We start from the raw sequence: 16060 nt of genomic DNA, 5'->3' as shown, positions 1-16060 counted from the left end.
GGCCCGGCCGACCGCAGTCCCGGCCGTCGGGCCTCCGCTCGACAAGGGGATCTCCATCCAGTAGAAAACATCACCGGACATCCTTTTCCCGTCGAGGGGCTGGCCGGTCTACTCAGACCCGGTGGGCCATGAGTGGATGGGTATGGCCCGGTTTAGTCAGATGGTGACCGCCCACCGGCGGCGGCTCGGGTTGACCCAGGAGGACGTCGCGGCCGCCACCGGCCTCGCCGTACGCAGCATCCGGGACGTGGAGAACGGACGCGTGGCCCGGCCGCGCAAGTCGACGGTCCGGTTGCTCGCCGAGGCGTTCAACCTGTCCGCCGCCGACCGGGTCCACTTCATCCACGCCGCCGACCCCGACCTGGCCGGGCCGGAGGGAGAGCGGCCCCAGCAACTGCCGCTGGCCGCGCCCGGCTTCGTCGGCCGCTGCGCCGAGCTGGCGACCCTCGACGCCGGACGGCCGACGGAGGCGTCGACACAGCCGACGGTCGCGATCTTCACCATCTCCGGCATGGCCGGGGTCGGTAAGACCGCCCTCGCCCTGCACTGGGCGCACCGGGCGTCCGGCTGGTTTCCCGAGGGCCAGCTCTACGTCAACCTCCGCGGCTACGACGAGGCCGACGTCGTCGATCCCAGCGACGCCCTCCGGGGCTTCCTGGAGGCGCTCGGCGTGCCGGCCGCCGGGATACCGGCCGGTCTGGAGGCCCGCATCGGGCTGCACCGCAGCCTCCTGGCCGGTCGTCGGATGCTGCTGGTGCTCGACAACGCGCGCGACTCGGCGCAGGTGCGACCGCTGCTGCCCGGTGCCGGCGGTTGCATGGTCGTGGTGACCAGCCGGGACGAGCTGTCCGGGCTGATCGCCGCGGAGGGAGCGCACCCGATCCGGCTCAACGTGCTCACCAGCGACGAGTCGATGAGTCTGCTCGCCAGTCGGCTCGGTGCCTGTCGGCTGGCCGCCGAACCGGCCGCCACGGCGGACATCATCGACTCGACGGGGCGGCTGCCGCTGGCGCTGTCGATCGTGGCGGCACGGATGGCGCTGCATCCCAGCTTCCCGCTCGACGCCTTCGCCGCCAGCCTGCGCCCCGACGAGGCGATGCTGGACGCGTTGGCCGACGGCGACGTCCGCGCCGTCTTCTCCTGGTCCTACCTGGCGTTGAGTCGACCGGCGGCGCGGCTGTTCCGGCTGTTGGGGTTGCACCCCGGGCCCGACCTGACCGCCGAGGTCGCGGCGGCGCTGGCGGGGGAGACCCCGGCGACCATCACCGCGCCGTTGCGGGAGCTGACCCGGCTGCACCTGCTCACCGAACACCTGCCCGGCCGGTACGCCTTCCACGACCTGCTGCGCGCGTACGCGGCCGAACTGACCCGCACCGCCGGGGAGGCCGAGGAGTCGCGGGAGGCGCGCCGCCGGCTGTTCGACTACTACCTGCACAGCTCCTACCCGGCGGCGCTGCTGCTCCAGCCGCAGTGGCCGGCGATCGACCCGATTCCCGCGCTGCCGTCGAACGTCAGGTCCCCGGCGGAGAACCACGACGCGGCGCTGAGCTGGTTCGCGGCGGAGGGTCAGGTGCTGCTGCGGGCGGTGCGCCAGGCCGCGGAGACCGGCTTCGAGGCGTACGCCTGGCAGCTGGCCTGGGCGTTGACCACCTTCTTCGCGCCGCACGGCCTCTGGCGGGATCAGCTCGCCGTCCAGCAGGTCGCGCTCGCCGCGGCGGAACGCATCGACGACCTGGCCGGACAGGCTGTGGCCAACCGGTTGCTGTCCCGCGCGGAGACCCGCCTCGGTGACCTCGACGTGGCCGAGAGACGACTGCTGCGCGCCCTGGACCTGCACCGGCGACTGGACGACCCGACCGGCCAGGCGCTGACGCTGCACAACTACGCCGAGGTCTGCTACATGCGGGGGCGGCCCGAGGAGGGGCTCCGGCACGTGCAGGAGGCGTTGCGGTTGTACCGGTCGGCCGGCAACAGCGCCGGAGAGGCTCGGGCGATGAACGCGGTCGGCTGGCTCTACGCCGCCACGGGCGACTATCCACGGGCTATCGAGAGCTGCTCGGCGGCGCTGGCCCGCCAGCGTGCCAGCGGTGACCGCAACGGCCAGGCGGCGACGCTGGACAGCCTGGGCTTCGCCCACGGCCGCCTGGGCGAGCACGATCGGGCGGCCGAGTGCTACGAGGAGGCCATCGCGCTGTTCCGGGAGTCCGCGGACCGGTACCACGAGGCCGAGACCCTTCAGCGGCTCGGTGAGGTACGGGAGGCGATGAGCGACATCACCCGCGCCGTCGACGCGTGGCAACGGGCCGCGCAACTCCTGGACGATCTCGGTGACCCGGCCGCCGAGCACGCCCACCAAGCGGTGGCGCGGCTGTCGCCGCCCTGAGCACCGTGGCGGTGCCACGCGGGTGGCACCGCCACGGCGGCGCCCGCGCGGCCCGGTGCGTCAGCGCTGCGGTGCGCGGCTGGTCGGGCTCCCGGCGCGCAGCGTGGCGACGACATGGCGTTCGATGTCGTGCCGCCGTCGCTGCTCTACCACGGCACGGTGGCCCGCAACCTGCCTGGCATCCGTGCCGACGGGCTGCGGCCACGCGGTCGTGTCCACGTCCACCTGTCGGTGGACCGGGAGACCGCCGCCACGGTCGGCGCGCGCCGGGGTGACCCGGTGGTGCTGACCGTGGACGCGACGGGCATGCACCGGCACGGGTTCGTCTTCTACCGGGCCGTCAACGGTGTCTGGCTCATCGACCACGTCCCGCCGCGCTGGATCACCTTCGGTGAGTCGGCTTGACATGCAAGTCACTACTTGCCTATAACTCTGTCTGTGGACTCGGACGCCGACCTGTTCAAGGCCATCGGCGACGCGACGCGACGCGCGATCCTGGACGAGTTGACCGACAGGGACGGTCAGACGCTCTTCGAGATCTGCGGCCGACTCACCATGAAGCACAACCTGACCTCGTCACGCCAGGCCATCTCGCAACACCTCGCGGTGCTCGAACAGGCCGGCCTGGTGCACACCCGCCGACAGGGTCGCTGCAAGTTCCACTACCTCGACACCAGCCCGCTGCGTTCGATCATCGAGCGGTGGGACATCGACCGAGAGGCACCAGGCTCATGATCCGCATCCATCTCACCAGCGTTCTCGTCGACGACCAGGCCAAGGCGCTCGCCTTCTACACCGAGAAACTGGGGTTCATCAAGAAGACCGACATCCCCGCCGGTGACGCCCGCTGGCTCACCGTCGTGTCGCCGGCCGACCCCGACGGGGTCGAACTGCTGCTGGAACCGGACGGTCACCCGGCGGCGGGACCGTTCAAGAGGGCCCTGGTCGCCGACGGCATCCCGGTCACCCAGTTCGCCGTCGACGACGTGTACGCCGAGGTCGAGCGACTCAAGGGACTGGGTGTCCAGTTCACCCAGGAGGCGTTGGACCTGGGACCGGTGGTCACCGCCGTCCTCGACGACACCTGCGGCAACCTGATCCAACTCGCCGCCATGAAGTAGCCGCCCGGCGAACCCGCCGCGCGTCGCTGGCCCGCCGACCTGCTGGCCCCGCTGCCGGTCGGCCTGCTGGTTCCGTGCCGGTCGGCGTACCGGGGCACCTGCGGCGTCCGGCGTGGCGGGGTCCGGCAGAATCGGCGGGTGCCCGTCCACCTGATCACCGAGCCCGACGACGAGCGGATCGCCGACTATCGGGCGCTGACCGACGTCGAGCTGCGTACCCGCTGGGAGCCGCCGCACGGCCTGTTCATCGCCGAGGGCGAGCTGGTGCTGCGGCGGGCGCTGCGGGCCGGCTACCCGGCCCGGTCCTTCCTCGTCGACGCCAAGCGGGTCGACCAACTGGCCGACCTCGACACCGGCGAGGCCCCGGTGTACGCGGCCACCCCCGACGTGCTGCGCGAGGCGACCGGGTTCCACGTGCACCGGGGCGTGCTCGCCTCGTTCCGGCGCAAGCCGCTGCCGAGCGCCGCCGAGGTGCTCGCCACCGCCGGGCGTGTGGTGATCCTCGAAGACGTCAACAACCACACGAACCTGGGCGCGATCTTCCGGGCGGTGGCGGGGCTGGGGGTGGACGCCGTACTGCTCTCACCGACCTGCGCCGACCCGCTCTACCGGCGCAGCGTACGGGTCAGCATGGGTGAGGTCTTCGCCGTGCCGTACGCGAAGCTGGAACCGTGGCCGGCGGCGCTGGCGGACGTCCGGGCCGCCGGGTTCACCGTACTGGCGATGACGCCGGCACCCGACGCGGTGCCCCTCCAGCGGTTGGGCCCGGCCCAGCGGTCCCGCGCCGCGCTGCTGCTCGGCGCCGAGGGCGCCGGGCTGACCGGCGCGGCGATGGCGGCCAGCGACGCACGGGTGGTGATCCCGATGCGCCGTGGCGTCGACTCGCTGAACGTCGCCGCCGCCACCGCCGTGGCCTGCTGGGAGCTGGGCCGCGACGACCCGCTCTGAGCGCGTCGGTGCGGAGGCCGTGCCCTGCTGTGCCCGCCACCGCTACGAGCGAGCCGCCGCACACCCGCGCCGAGGCACCGGCAGGCATCCGTGGTCACGGGCGGTAGCGTGTCGCGAGTGTTCCCTACCGTGCGTGAGGTCCTCGCCCTGGACCCGGTCCGCCACGGCGCGCCGCGCCTGGTCGCCGGGGAGGTCGGGCTGGACCGTCGGGTGCGGTGGGTGCACGTCGCCGAGGTGCCGGACATCGCCACCCTGCTCGGCGGCGGCGAGTTGGTGCTCACCACCGGTATCGGGCTGCCCGGCGACGACGCCGGGCTGCGGGCCTTCATCGGGGACCTGGCCGGCGTCGGCGTCTCCGGGCTGGTGGTCGAGTTGGGTCGGCGCTATCTCGACGGCGTACCCCGGGTGATGGTGGCCGCCGCCGAACGCCACGGCCTGCCGTTGGTGGAGCTGCGCCGGGCCACCCCGTTCGTGCGGGTCACCGAGGCGGTGCACGCCCTGATCGTGGACGCCCAGCTCACCGAGCTGCGGGCCACCGAGGAGATCCACCAGCGGTTCACCGAGCTGTCGGTGGAGGGAGCCGAACCCGGCGAGGTGGTCCGGCAGGCGGCCGAGCTGTCCGGCTGCCCGGTGGTGTTGGAGAACCTGTCCCGCCAGGTGCTCGCCTACGACCCGGTGGGGGAGAACGCCGAGTTGCTGCTCGACGGCTGGGAGCAGCACTCACGGCGAATCCGGGCCGACGGGCGTACGGCGTACGACGCGGACCGAGGGTGGCTGGTCACCATGGTGGGTGCGCGGGGACAGGACTGGGGTCGGCTGCTGTTGCGCTGGCCGCCCGGCGGTCACCTGGCCGGTGGGCCCCCGCCGGTGCCGGACAGCGGGCGGCCCGCCCCGGTGCCGGCCACCCGGCGGGACGTGTCGACCCCGGCCGGGCGTGGCGGCTCGCCCTCGGCACCGCCGACCAGGCTGACCATCCTGGTGGAGCGGGCGGCGTCCACGCTGGCCCTCGGTCGGCTGATCCGTCGGGACGCCGAGGGGTTGGAACGCCAACTCCACCGGACCCTGCTCACCGCCCTGCTCGACCACTCCTGGCCGGTGGACGAGGTGGCCCTGCGGGCGCGGGCGCTCGGGGTGGCGCTGGAGCGCCGTCATCTCGTCGGGCTGGTGGTCCGCCACCGGGTGGACGCGGCCGGAGGGGAGCCGGGGCATCCGGGCGACGCGGCCGACCACGTACCGGACGCCGGGCCCACCTGGCTGCGCGACCTCGCCGAGGCCGTCGGACAGGCGCTGCGCGAGGCCGGGCTGACCGGGCTCACCAGCGCCCTGGACGACCAGACGGTGGGTGTGCTGCTCGCCCTGCCCGACGCCGCGACCGAGGAACGGGCGTTGTCCGCCTTCGCCGCCGCGCTGCGCCGCGCCCGCCCGGAACTGGCCGGACGCGCTGAGGTGTCGGGGCGTACCGAGGACGCGCCGGGTCGGCGTCCCGGCCCCGGGCTGCTGATCGCCGCCGGATCCGGGGTGGGCGGTCTGCGGGAGGCCCGCCGGTCGCTGATCGAGGCGCGTCAGGTCGCCGACGCGGCCCGCCGGGACCGGCGTGACCTGCCGATCTTCCGGCTGCCGCACGTCGGCCTGGCCGGACTGCTGCACCTGTTGCGCGATGAGCCCCGGGTGCAGACCTTCGTCGAGCGGCAACTCGGGGCGCTGCTGACGTACGACGCGCAGCACCCCCGGGAGCAACTGCTCGGCACCCTACGGGCCTACCTGGAGCAGGGCCGGAACAAGTCCGCCGCGGCATCCGCCGCGCACCTGTCCCGCCCGGCGTTCTACGAGCGGTTGGCCCGCATCGGCCGGATCCTGAACGTCGACCTCGACTCGGTCGACGCCTGCCTCTCCCTCCACGTAGCCCTCCTAGCCCTAGACGCCATCCGCACCTCCTGACCCGCCGTGTTGATCAAGAAGTTTTGGTCATCAGGGAGATCGAAAATGACCAAAACTTCTTGATCAACCCGCTTGGGGGTGGGTGAGGGTTTGGAGGGTCTTCTGGTAGGCGGGGGGGATGTGGTGGTTGGCGGCGGCGGGGGTGAAGGTGTCGGAGGCTGCGGCGGTCGACCACGCCTGCTCGGGTACGGCGGCGACCAGGGCGGTCACCACCGGGGTGCCGCGCCACTCCGGCTGCTGGGCGAGCAGGCTCAACGCGACCACCGACTCCTCCACCTCGCCGACGCACTCGAACGGCTTGTGCCCGTCGATGCCGAGCAACTCGCGGTAGCCCGGAATCTGCGTCGCGTCGGCGAGCAGGTCGCCGCCGAAGATCCGGCTGATCCGCTCGCGGGGCATGAACGGGGCCATCGCCAGGAAGACGAACCGGCACTTGGGGCAGTCGCGGCACCACCGCTCGCTGGCGTCGCGGAGCTTGAACGCGGCGTTGCAGCTGGTGACCACGTCGTCGTAGCGGTCGATGGTGGCGAACAGTCGGGCGATGTGCAGCTCCGACAGCGGGCGCAGCAGCGAGAAGTACGGCTCGACCAGCCCGGCGTGCTCGGCAAGGGCCGCCCGCAGCAGCCCCTCGGCAGCCACCCCCTTGGACCACTGGTGGTTGATCTCGTGACCGTTCCAGATCAGGTTCGGGTCCGAGGCGGAGCGTTCGTTGGACATCACCACCGGACCCAGGCCGTGCAGGACGGCGGTGGCGACCGCGATCAGCGAGTTGATCGCGGTGACCGGGATGTGCCCGTTGCGCGCGCCGGCCGCGTTCAGCTCGAACAGCACCGGGTCGATACGCCGCCGGGCCGCCAGCGGAGTGAGCCCGGAGGCCGCGTTCACCGCGTTGATCACGTGGTTCGGGTTGACCGAGAAGGGCACCGGATCCAGACCGGCCCGGCGCAGCGCCTCCAGACTGACGATCGAGTCCTTGCCGCCCCCCACCGCCGACAGCGGGCGTCGGTCGGAGTTGTCGTACTCGGCGGCCGGCTTCACCCGTCCCTCGGGCACGCGCGGGGCCAGCTCCAGCACATACGGCAGCCGGTTGCGGTACGCGTACTCGGCGAGGCCCTTGGTGTAGACGGCCGTGACGAACTCGACGGCGGCCGGGCCGAGCGGTGCCGGCAGGAGCAGCTGACCCGGCGCGGCCGTCTTGTAGTAACTGACCCCGGCCACCACGTGCAGCAGCTCCAACACCCGGCCCAGCGCCGCCACGGCGGCGTCCGACGGGGACTCCTCCGGCACCGGGAACGTGACCACCTCGGTGAACCGCTGCTCGCCGTCGGGCCCGGTCAGGGCGTAGTCGAACAGCGCCTCGCCGGTGGACAGGTCGATCGAGTAGGACGAGAAGGTGAAGGCGTCCATCCGCGCCAGCTGCGTGTTGAGCACACGCCATACTAGGCCCTGGTTCGTCCGGCCGTGCCCGGCTCGGCTGGACCGTGACCTGTCGCCGTCGTATCCGAGGAGTGCCTGTGCGCCTGTCTGACCTGCGCGGACGTAAAGTCGCCGTCTGGGGGGCCGGCCGGGAGGGTCGGGCCGCGGTGACCGCCATCGCCGCTCACGGCCCGGCCGACCTCGTCGCCGTCGACGACAGCGCGAACTTCCTCTCCCTGCCCTGGGACGGGCCACTGGCCGAGGCCGCCCCGCTGGTCACCGGCGACGAAGGCTTCGCCCGGCTGGCCGCCGCCGACGTGGTGGTCCGCTCGCCCGGTGTGCCGCAGACGCATCCCTGGCTGATCGAGCTGCGCGGCCGGGGCGTGACGGTCACCCAGGGCACCTCGCTCTGGATGGCCGACCACGGCGAACGCACCATCGGGGTGACCGGCAGCAAGGGCAAGAGCACCACGTCCAGCCTGATCAGCCACCTGCTGACCGCGGTGGACCGGCCGAACGTCTTCGGCGGCAACATCGGCGTACCGACGCTGGACCTGCCGGATGCCGAGCTGTACGTGCTGGAGCTGTCCAGCTACCAGTGCAGCGACCTGACCGACTCGCCTCGGGTGGCGGTGGTCACCGCCCTGTTCCCCGAGCACCTCGACGCGCACGGCGGCGAACGGGAGTACTACCGGGACAAGCTCAACCTGCTGGCGAACGGGCCACGCACGGTGGTGGTCAACGGCACGGACCCACGGTTGGCGTTCGAGCTGGGTGACCGCGCGGCGGTGCGCGCCGGCACCCCCGAGTCGGTGCACGTGGCCGCCGGTGCGGACGGTACGCCCTGGTTCCACCTGGTCGACCAGCCGCTCTTCCCCCGGGCGGTGCTGCCGCTGGTCGGTCGACACAACGAGGGCAACCTCTGCGTGGCCCTGGCGGTGCTCAACGCGTTGGGCATCGACCTGGTCGAGCGCAAGGACGCTCTGGCCGTGGCGGTCGCCGGGTTCCAGGGACTGGCCCACCGGCTGACCGAGATCACCGACCCGTCCGGCCTGACCTTCGTCGACGACACCCTGGCGACCAGCCCGTACGCGGCCATTCACGCCATCGACGCGTACGAGGGGCGACCGTTGACCGTGATCGTCGGCGGCAACGACCGGGGCGTCGACTACACGCCCATGCGGGAGCACCTGGCCGAGCGGGAACTCAACGTGATCGGCATCCCGGACAGTGGTGCGCGGATCATCGAAACGCTCGACGGGCTGCCGAAGGTACGCACCGATCTGGTCGACGATCTGGTCGACGCCGTCCGGTTGGCCCGCCAGGTCACTCCCGCCGGTGGCGTGGTCCTCCTTTCCCCGGCCGCCCCCAGCTACGGCCGCTTCCGCAACTTCGAACACCGCTCCGAGGTCTTCGCCGAGGCGATCCGCAGCACCGTCCCCGCCTGACCACCCGCCCCGACGGTCACGGAGGGGTCACCCTCGGCTGCCCCACCCGGCTCTGAGCAGGCGTAGCGTGCCCGCCCCGGCCAGGTACGCCACCAGCGCGGGCACCGGCCAGCCGAGCGGCTCGGGTGCGGTCTTGGCCGTCGTGGCGTTGACCACCAGGGCGTACCCGACGGCGGCGAACCCGGCGACGGTGAGCACGGCGCGAACACCCGCCCGTCCGGTCGGTGACCTGAGGTGCCGGGGACGGCTGGTGGACGCCTCGATCGGACCGAAGATGGCGACCAGCACGGCCAGCACCACCGCCAACATCAGCACCCAGGGCAGGCGCCAGGCCAGCCAGGCGGCCGTACCGGCCTGTGGGGTGGGGAGCAGACCGAGCCCGTGCAACGCGCCGACCAGCAGTACGGCCGCGCTCAGGTGCCACAGGAAGACCGTCAGCACGACCGAGTTGACGCCGATCACCAGCTGCCAGGGGCGGGAGCGGCGTAGCCACCGGTGTGCCGGTTCCCGCAGCAGCAGGATGAGCCCGAGCTGGGCGGTGGCGACCGCGAGCAGGGCCACGCTGGGCGGGGCGGCGTTCGCCAGCCGCTGACCAGGGAGATTGATCATGCTCACCGGGTACGGGCCGGGGCCGGTGAGCAGCGCCGCCACGGCGAGACCGCCGAGGAGCATGAGGCTCGCGGCACGACGGGACATCGGCAGGCACCGGGTGCGTACGCCGGTTGCCGGGCCGGTGTCGTTCGGTGCTGGATCGCCGTCGACGGCTGCGTGGCCGTCGTCGGTGCGCGACACCTCGGTGGCGGGTCGGCCGGCCGGGTGGCAGTGGCCCCGGTGGGCGTCGTACCAGGCGAAGCCGACCTGGTGGACGGCGAGCCAACCCAGCAGGTAGTTGGGCAGGGCCAACCCGGCGGGCCCGAGCGCGCGGCCCAGGTCTCCGGCGGCGACCAGCAGGGTCAACGCCAGTGGCACCAGCAGCCCGAGGCGGCGGTGCAGCGCGTACATGACCGGGGTCAGCGGCAGGACGGCGAGGTAGGCGGCGAGGAACCACAGCGGGATGGTGGCGAACCAGACGATCGGGCGGACCTCGTCCGGCTGCGCGCCGGCCAGCCGGGCGACCAGCGCGCCTCCGGCGAGCACCAGCACCAGGGCACTGGTCGGGCGCAGCAGGCGAGCGCTGCGGCCGAGCAGCCATCCGATCGCGTCACCGCCCCGGCGTCGGTGGGCGGCCAGCGAGGCGGCGTTGGCGTACCCGCCGACCAGGAAGAAGACGGGCATGACCTGGACCGCCCAGGTCAGCGGGTAGGCCCAGGGGATGGTGGTCAGTGCCGAGTGCCCGTCGGGTCGGCCGTTGTCGTCGTACTCGACTGCCGCTATCGCCCAGTGCCCGAGGACCACCAGGATGATGGCCAGCGCCCGGAGTAGGTCGAGGTAGCGCTCCCGATCCGGCGGCGTCCGGGCGGCGAGGCGGGCCAGGCGGCGCATCCTCCGAGCGTAGGCCAGGACCGCAGCGGGTCGGACCGAGGCACGGATGGTTGATCAAGAAGTTTTCGTCGTCAGGGAGATCAACTACGACGAAAACTTCTTGATCAACCCGGGTCTGACGGGGCGGGGTGGGGTTGTGTGCCAGGTAACAGTTTGAAAACTTCGCCCACGGTCTTGACATCGAGGGGGCTTTAGTAAGAACTTTTACCACTAACAGTTAACAGTCTTTTCGGAAAGGCATCTCATGGTTGATCACCAGTCGGACATCGCCGCGGTCGCCGCGGCGACCGACGCCGACGGGATCGACCGGCGAGGTGCCCTCGGCGTCGCCTCCGACGGGACACTGGCCCGGGTCCGCACCGGTGCCGCCGAACTGACCGGCGCGCTGCGCCGGGTCGCCGAGCATGTGCTCAGCGATCCGGAGGCGGCGGCCCGTGCCACCATCGTGGAACTGGCCGAGCGCAGCGGCACCTCGCCGGCCACGGTCACCCGGTTCTGCCGGGCGATGGGCTTCGACGGCTACGCCGACCTGCGACTGGGCATCGCCGCCGAGACCGGCCGGGCCCGATCGGCCGGTTGGACGGTCGACATCGGACGCGAGATCCAGCCCAACGATCCGCTGGAACGAGTCCTGGAGCAGATCATCGCGGCCGACACCCGGGCCATGCACGACACCGCCGCGCTGCTCGACCTGGCCGAGGTGGAGCGGGCCGCGGTGGCGATCGCCGGGGCCGAACGGGTGAACATCTTCGGTGCCAGCGGAAGCGCGCTGGTCGGCGAGGAGATGCAGTTCAGCCTGCATCGCATCGGCGTGGCCGCGTGGGCCTGGAACGACGTGCACTCAGGACTGGCCGCCGCCGCGCTGCTGCACCCCGGCGACGTGGCCTTGGGCATCTCGCACAGCGGGCAGACCCGCGAGGCCATCGAGATGCTCGCCGAGGGCGGTAGCCGGGGCGCCACCACCATCGCGCTGACCGGGTTCCGCCGCTCCCCGTTGGCCGAACTGGCCGACATCGTGCTGCTCACCGCCAGCCAGGCCACCACCTTCCGGCCGGACGCGCTGTCCGCCCGGCACCCCCAGCTGGTCGTCCTCGACCTGCTCTACATCGCCGTCGCCCAACGCACCCACGACCGCGCCCACGCGGCCTTCCGGCGTACCGCCCAGGCCGTCGACGGGCACAAGGCCGCGCGGGAGGCCAACGCATGATCAGCGCCCAGGGGTACGCGGACGCGGTCCGGCCACTGCTCGACCGACTGGTCGAGCGGGGAACCGAACCGCTGGGGCGGGCCGCCGACCTGATCGCCGCCAGCCTGCGTGACGGCGGGGTGCTCCAGGCGTTCGGTGCCGGGCACTCGGAGGTCTTCGCCGCCGAGTTGGTCGCCCGCGCCGGTGGGCTGGTGCCCACCAACCGGATCTCCCTATCCGACCTGGTGTTGCACGGCGGGGCATCGCGTCAGGTGCTCGCCGACCCCAAGCTGGAACGCGACCCGGCCGTCGCGCATCAGCTCTACGCGATCGCCGCTCCCCAGCCGCAGGACGTCTTCGTGGTGGCGTCCCAGTCCGGGATCAACGGATCGGTGGTCGAACTGGCCCTGCTGGCCATCGAGCGCGGTCACCCGTTGATCGCGGTCACCTCGGTCGAGCACACCGGACGGGTGGCGCCCCGGCACCCCTCCGGTCGGCGGCTCGTCGATCTCGCCGACGTCGTGCTGGACAACGGCGCGCCGTACGGCGACGCACTGCTGCCGCTCGAGGGCGGCGGCGCGGTCTGTGCGGTCTCCTCGGTCACCTCGGCGCTGTTGGCGCAGCTGCTGACCGCGGAGGTCGTCCGACGGTTCCACCTGGCCGGAGAGGTACCCCCTGTCTACCTCTCCGCCAACGTCCCCGGTGGGGACGAGCACAACCTCGCCCTCGAGTCGCGGTACGCCGGACGTCTCCGGCGAACCGCCTGACCCCGACATCACAAGGAGAGTCACACGATGTCCGTTACCCCCGATCTCGACCGCCGGACCCTGCTGCGCCGCGCGGCGGCCGCGGGCCTCCTGGTGACCCCGGCTGCCGGTCTGCTCAGCGCCTGCGCCGGCAGCACGCCGAGCCAGAACAACGACAACGCCGGGGAGAAGAGCGACGACAACCCCTTCGGCGTGCAGGACGGCAGCTCCGTGAAGGTGGTCATCTTCAACGGTGGGCTGGGTGACGCCTGGGCCAAGGAGGACCAGGCGATCTTCAACGCCAAGTACCCGAACGTCACCGTCAACATGAGCTCCACCCAGAAGATCAAGACCGAAGAGCAGCCCAAGATGGCGACGCAGCCCAGCGACGTCGTCATGAACTCCGGCGCCGACATGATGGACATCAGCACCCTGGTCAACGAGGGCGCCATCGAGCCGCTGGACGACCTGCTCGCCGCCCCCGCCTGGGACGGCGAGGGCACCGTCGCCGACAGCCTGTTGCCCGGCACCGTCGGCGACGGCACCTACCAGGGCAAGTTCTTCGTGGTCAACGTGGCCTACACGGTCTGGGGCAACTGGTACAACGACGCCCTGTTCAGCAAGGAGGGCTGGACGCCGCCGAAGACCTTCGACGACTTCTTCGCCCTCGCCCCGAAGATCAAGGCCAAGGGCATGGCCCCCTACGTGTACGACGCCGTGCACGGCTACTACCCGCGCTGGGCCCTGATGGCGACGGTCTGGAAGTCCGCCGGCAAGCAGGCCGTCATCGACATCGACAACCTCAAGGAGAACGCCTGGCGTGCCGAGGGCATCCTGCCGGCGCTGGAGGCGTGGGAGAAGCTGGTCAAGGACAAGCTGCTGCTGCCCGGCAAGCTCGACCACACCCAGTCGCAGCAGGCCTGGCTCGACGGCAAGGCCGCCTTCATCCAGGTGGGCACCTGGCTGAAGAACGAGATGGCGGCGACCATCCCGCCGGGCTTCGAGATGAAGATCTCCGACTACTGGGGCCTGGGCGCCACCGACAAGGCGCCCAACGACGTCTACGCCGGTGCCGGCGAGGGCATCGTGGTCCCGGCCAAGGCGCCGAACAAGGCCGCCGCCAAGGAGTTCCTGCGCGCGGTGCTCTCCAAGGCCGGGTCGGCGAAGTTCGCCGAGCTGACCAAGTCGCTGGCCTCCACCAAGGGCTCCGGCGACAACGTCCAGGACGCCGCCCTCGCCAGCGCCAACGAGCTGATGAAGAACGCGGGCTCGGACCTGATCTCGATCAAGCTCTGGAACTTCTACGCCGACCTGGACAAGGAGAGCCAGAACCTGTCCGCCGAGTTGATGGCCGGCCGGTTGACCGCCGCGCAGTTCGTCGACAAGATGCAGGCCGCCGCCGACAAGGTCGCCAAGGACTCGTCGATCACCAAGCAGACCCGCGACGCCTGATCCGAACGAAAGAGTGAGTCCCATGCGGCACGGTGTTGCACGTTTCGTCACGGGTTTCCTGGCCCTGCCGGTCGGGCTGTACCTCTTCTACGTGGTGTGGCCCTTCCTCCAGGCGGCCGGGTACTCGCTGACCGACTGGGGAGGCTACTCCGACAAGCAGCAGTTCGTCGGGCTGGACAACTACCTCCGGCTCTTCTCCGACGAGCTGATCAGGAAGGCGTTCTGGCACAACGTCTTCTTCCTGATCACCGTGCCGCTGTTCACCATCGCGCTGGCCCTGTTCCTCGCGTTCCTGCTCAACGTGGGCGGACGCGAGGACAAGGCCGGTATCCGGGGCGTGTTCGGCTCCGGTCTCTACAAGGTGATCTTCTTCTTCCCGCAGGTGCTGTCCCTGGTCGTCATCGCGGTGATGTGGCAACAGATCTACCGCGCCGACGGCCAGGGCCTGATCAACGGCATCCTGATGAAGATCGGGCTGGTCGGCGAGGACGACCCGATCACCTTCATGCACGACCCGGAGCCCTTCCTCGGCGTACCGGCGGTGCTGTGGTGGCTGCTGCTGATCGCGGTCTGGAGCGGTGCGGGCTTCTACATGGTGCTCTTCTCCGCGGCCATGCAGTCCATCCCGAAGGACGTCTACGAGGCGGCCATCCTGGACGGAGCCGGCCGCTTCCACACGTTCTTCCGGATCACCCTGCCGCTGCTGCGGGACACCGTCTCGGTGGCCTGGGTCTACCTGGGCTTCATCGCCCTGGACATGTACGCCCTGGTGTTCGTCATGACGCCGAGCCAGGGTGGCCCGAACCACGCCAGTGAGATCTTCGCGTCGGTGCTGAACTTCACCGCCTTCCAGAAGGGCCAGTTCGGCTACGCCTGCGCGATGGGTGTGGCGTTGGCGATCTTCACGATCCTGCTGGCCGCTCTCCAGCTGAGGATCACCCGTCGTGAGCGGATCGAGTACTGAGGAGACCTGGACGATGAGCACGGTGACCCACACCCCGGGTGGCCTGGCCGGCCCCGACCAGACTCCACCACCGACCCGTACGCCGGCATCGCGCGCCGCCCTCGGCGGAGGCCGCGCCGGGGCACGGTTCTTCAACGGCTTCTCCCACCTGTTCCTCGCCGTCTGGGCGATCATGGTGGTCTACCCGTTGCTGTGGGTGGTGATGTCGGCGCTCAAGACCGACGCCGAGGTCATCCGCAAGCCGCTGTCGCTGATCCCCGAGCGGTTGCAGTGGGACAACTTCGCCCGAGCCTGGACCGAGGGGCAGATCGGGTCGTTCTTCCTCAACACCGTCCTGGTGCTGACCGGCAGCGTCTTCCTCACCATGCTGCTCGGCTCGATGGCCGCCTACGTGCTCGCCCGCTACGAGTTCCGGGGCAACCGGCTGATCTACTACATGTTCCTGTCCGGGCTGACCCTGCCGATCTACCTGGCTGCGGTGCCGCTGTTCAAGGGCGTCTACAACACCGGCGTGGTACTGCCGTTCCTCGGCCCGAACAGCCACTTCATGCTGATCCTGGTCTACGTGGCCTGGTCGCTGTCGTTCACCGTCTTCTTCATGCACTCGTTCTTCCGTACCCTGCCCAACGCGATCGCCGAGGCGGGCATGGTCGACGGCGCGTCGCACAGCCGGTTGTTCTTCAGCGTGATGTTGCCGATGGCGAGACCCGGCCTGATCAGCATCGGCATCTTCAACGTCCTCGGCCAGTGGAACCAGTGGTACCTGCCGACCCTGCTCATGCAGTCGGTGGCCGGTGAACCGAAGAACCAGGTCATCTCCCAGGGCCTGATCGAGCTGTCGGTCAACCAGGGCTACCGCTCCGACTGGTCGGGGCTGTTCGCCGGGGTGACCATGGCGATGCTGCCGGTGCTCATCGTCTACATCGTCTTCCAGCGGCAGGTGCAGTCCGGCCTCACCGCCGGGGTGGGAAAGTAG

General features: G+C 71.0%; 14 protein-coding genes. 12 read left to right on the top strand and 2 right to left on the bottom strand.

The window, feature by feature from the left end; translation table 11 throughout:
• Nucleotides 1-121: 121 nt before the first annotated feature.
• The 6 genes from FF096_RS14540 to FF096_RS14515 all read left to right on the top strand — a co-directional run bounded on the left by FF096_RS14540 (nt 122) and on the right by FF096_RS14515 (nt 6390).
• A complete protein-coding gene (locus FF096_RS14540; RefSeq protein WP_309223311.1) occupies nt 122-2383 on the top strand; it encodes a tetratricopeptide repeat protein in 2262 nt (753 codons plus the stop codon).
• Between the two features lie 114 nt (nt 2384-2497).
• On the top strand, nt 2498-2788 hold the full coding sequence (locus tag FF096_RS14535; protein ID WP_155218338.1) for an RNA 2'-phosphotransferase: 291 nt from the start codon (nt 2498-2500) through the stop codon (nt 2786-2788).
• Between the two features lie 33 nt (nt 2789-2821).
• Nucleotides 2822-3118: a metalloregulator ArsR/SmtB family transcription factor gene (locus FF096_RS14530; protein WP_309223310.1), complete on the top strand. Its 297-nt coding sequence runs from the start codon at nt 2822-2824 to the stop codon at nt 3116-3118.
• Nucleotides 3118-3504, top strand: a complete 387-nt coding sequence (locus FF096_RS14525; protein WP_309223357.1) for a VOC family protein — start codon at nt 3118-3120, stop codon at nt 3502-3504. The genes FF096_RS14530 and FF096_RS14525 overlap by 1 nt, the downstream gene beginning before the upstream one ends.
• Nucleotides 3505-3567: 63 nt before the next feature.
• Nucleotides 3568-4452 (top strand): RNA methyltransferase, encoded by an 885-nt coding sequence (locus FF096_RS14520; protein ID WP_230462627.1) that lies wholly within the window; start codon nt 3568-3570, stop codon nt 4450-4452.
• Between the two features lie 24 nt (nt 4453-4476).
• Nucleotides 4477-6390, top strand: a complete 1914-nt coding sequence (locus FF096_RS14515) for a PucR family transcriptional regulator (RefSeq protein ID WP_375335347.1) — start codon at nt 4477-4479, stop codon at nt 6388-6390.
• 63 nt (nt 6391-6453) lie between these two features.
• Here the strand turns inward: FF096_RS14515 and FF096_RS14510 are convergent, their stop codons facing one another.
• Nucleotides 6454-7821, bottom strand: coding sequence for a hypothetical protein (locus tag FF096_RS14510; RefSeq protein ID WP_309223308.1), 1368 nt, complete (start codon nt 7819-7821; stop codon nt 6454-6456).
• An 83-nt stretch (nt 7822-7904) separates the two neighbouring features.
• Here FF096_RS14510 and murD point away from each other — a divergent pair, with 83 nt between their 5' ends.
• A complete protein-coding gene (murD, locus tag FF096_RS14505) occupies nt 7905-9254 on the top strand; it encodes a UDP-N-acetylmuramoyl-L-alanine--D-glutamate ligase (protein ID WP_309223307.1) in 1350 nt (449 codons plus the stop codon).
• A gap of 27 nt (nt 9255-9281) precedes the next feature.
• Here murD and FF096_RS14500 read toward each other — a convergent pair whose 3' ends face one another.
• On the bottom strand, nt 9282-10736 hold the full coding sequence (locus FF096_RS14500; protein WP_155218331.1) for an acyltransferase: 1455 nt from the start codon (nt 10734-10736) through the stop codon (nt 9282-9284).
• A gap of 244 nt (nt 10737-10980) precedes the next feature.
• Between FF096_RS14500 and FF096_RS14495 the strand changes: the two genes are divergently transcribed.
• Genes FF096_RS14495 through FF096_RS14475 form a run of 5 tightly spaced genes read left to right on the top strand, consistent with a single transcriptional unit; the run spans nt 10981 to nt 16060 of the window.
• Nucleotides 10981-11943: a MurR/RpiR family transcriptional regulator gene (locus FF096_RS14495; protein ID WP_155218329.1), complete on the top strand. Its 963-nt coding sequence runs from the start codon at nt 10981-10983 to the stop codon at nt 11941-11943.
• A complete protein-coding gene (locus tag FF096_RS14490; RefSeq protein WP_155218327.1) occupies nt 11940-12689 on the top strand; it encodes a sugar isomerase domain-containing protein in 750 nt (249 codons plus the stop codon). The genes FF096_RS14495 and FF096_RS14490 overlap by 4 nt, the downstream gene beginning before the upstream one ends.
• Before the next feature lie 27 nt (nt 12690-12716).
• On the top strand, nt 12717-14120 hold the full coding sequence (gene ngcE, locus FF096_RS14485; RefSeq protein ID WP_155218325.1) for an N-acetylglucosamine/diacetylchitobiose ABC transporter substrate-binding protein: 1404 nt from the start codon (nt 12717-12719) through the stop codon (nt 14118-14120).
• Between the two features lie 22 nt (nt 14121-14142).
• The gene (locus FF096_RS14480) at nt 14143-15084 is read left to right on the top strand and encodes a carbohydrate ABC transporter permease (RefSeq protein WP_155218323.1); all 942 of its coding nucleotides are present in this window, start codon (nt 14143-14145) and stop codon (nt 15082-15084) included.
• A gap of 13 nt (nt 15085-15097) precedes the next feature.
• The gene (locus FF096_RS14475) at nt 15098-16060 is read left to right on the top strand and encodes a carbohydrate ABC transporter permease (protein WP_155218609.1); all 963 of its coding nucleotides are present in this window, start codon (nt 15098-15100) and stop codon (nt 16058-16060) included.

Origin of the sequence: Micromonospora sp. CP22 (assembly GCF_009712475.1) — a bacterium.
Taxonomy (GTDB): domain Bacteria; phylum Actinomycetota; class Actinomycetes; order Mycobacteriales; family Micromonosporaceae; genus Micromonospora.
Note: the sequence above shows the minus strand (reverse complement) of the source record. Positions and strands in the feature narration are given on the sequence as shown.

Excerpts from the sequence above, each read along its gene's own strand:
- FF096_RS14535 (WP_155218338.1), top strand. The coding sequence starts at position 2,498 with ATGGCGTTCGATGTCGTGCCGCCGTCGCTGCTCTACCACGGCACGGTG.
- FF096_RS14500 (WP_155218331.1), bottom strand. The coding sequence starts at position 10,736 with ATGCGCCGCCTGGCCCGCCTCGCCGCCCGGACGCCGCCGGATCGGGAG.
- FF096_RS14495 (WP_155218329.1), top strand. The coding sequence starts at position 10,981 with ATGGTTGATCACCAGTCGGACATCGCCGCGGTCGCCGCGGCGACCGAC.
- FF096_RS14490 (WP_155218327.1), top strand. The coding sequence starts at position 11,940 with ATGATCAGCGCCCAGGGGTACGCGGACGCGGTCCGGCCACTGCTCGAC.
- ngcE (WP_155218325.1), top strand. The coding sequence starts at position 12,717 with ATGTCCGTTACCCCCGATCTCGACCGCCGGACCCTGCTGCGCCGCGCG.
- FF096_RS14480 (WP_155218323.1), top strand. The coding sequence starts at position 14,143 with ATGCGGCACGGTGTTGCACGTTTCGTCACGGGTTTCCTGGCCCTGCCG.
- FF096_RS14475 (WP_155218609.1), top strand. The coding sequence starts at position 15,098 with ATGAGCACGGTGACCCACACCCCGGGTGGCCTGGCCGGCCCCGACCAG.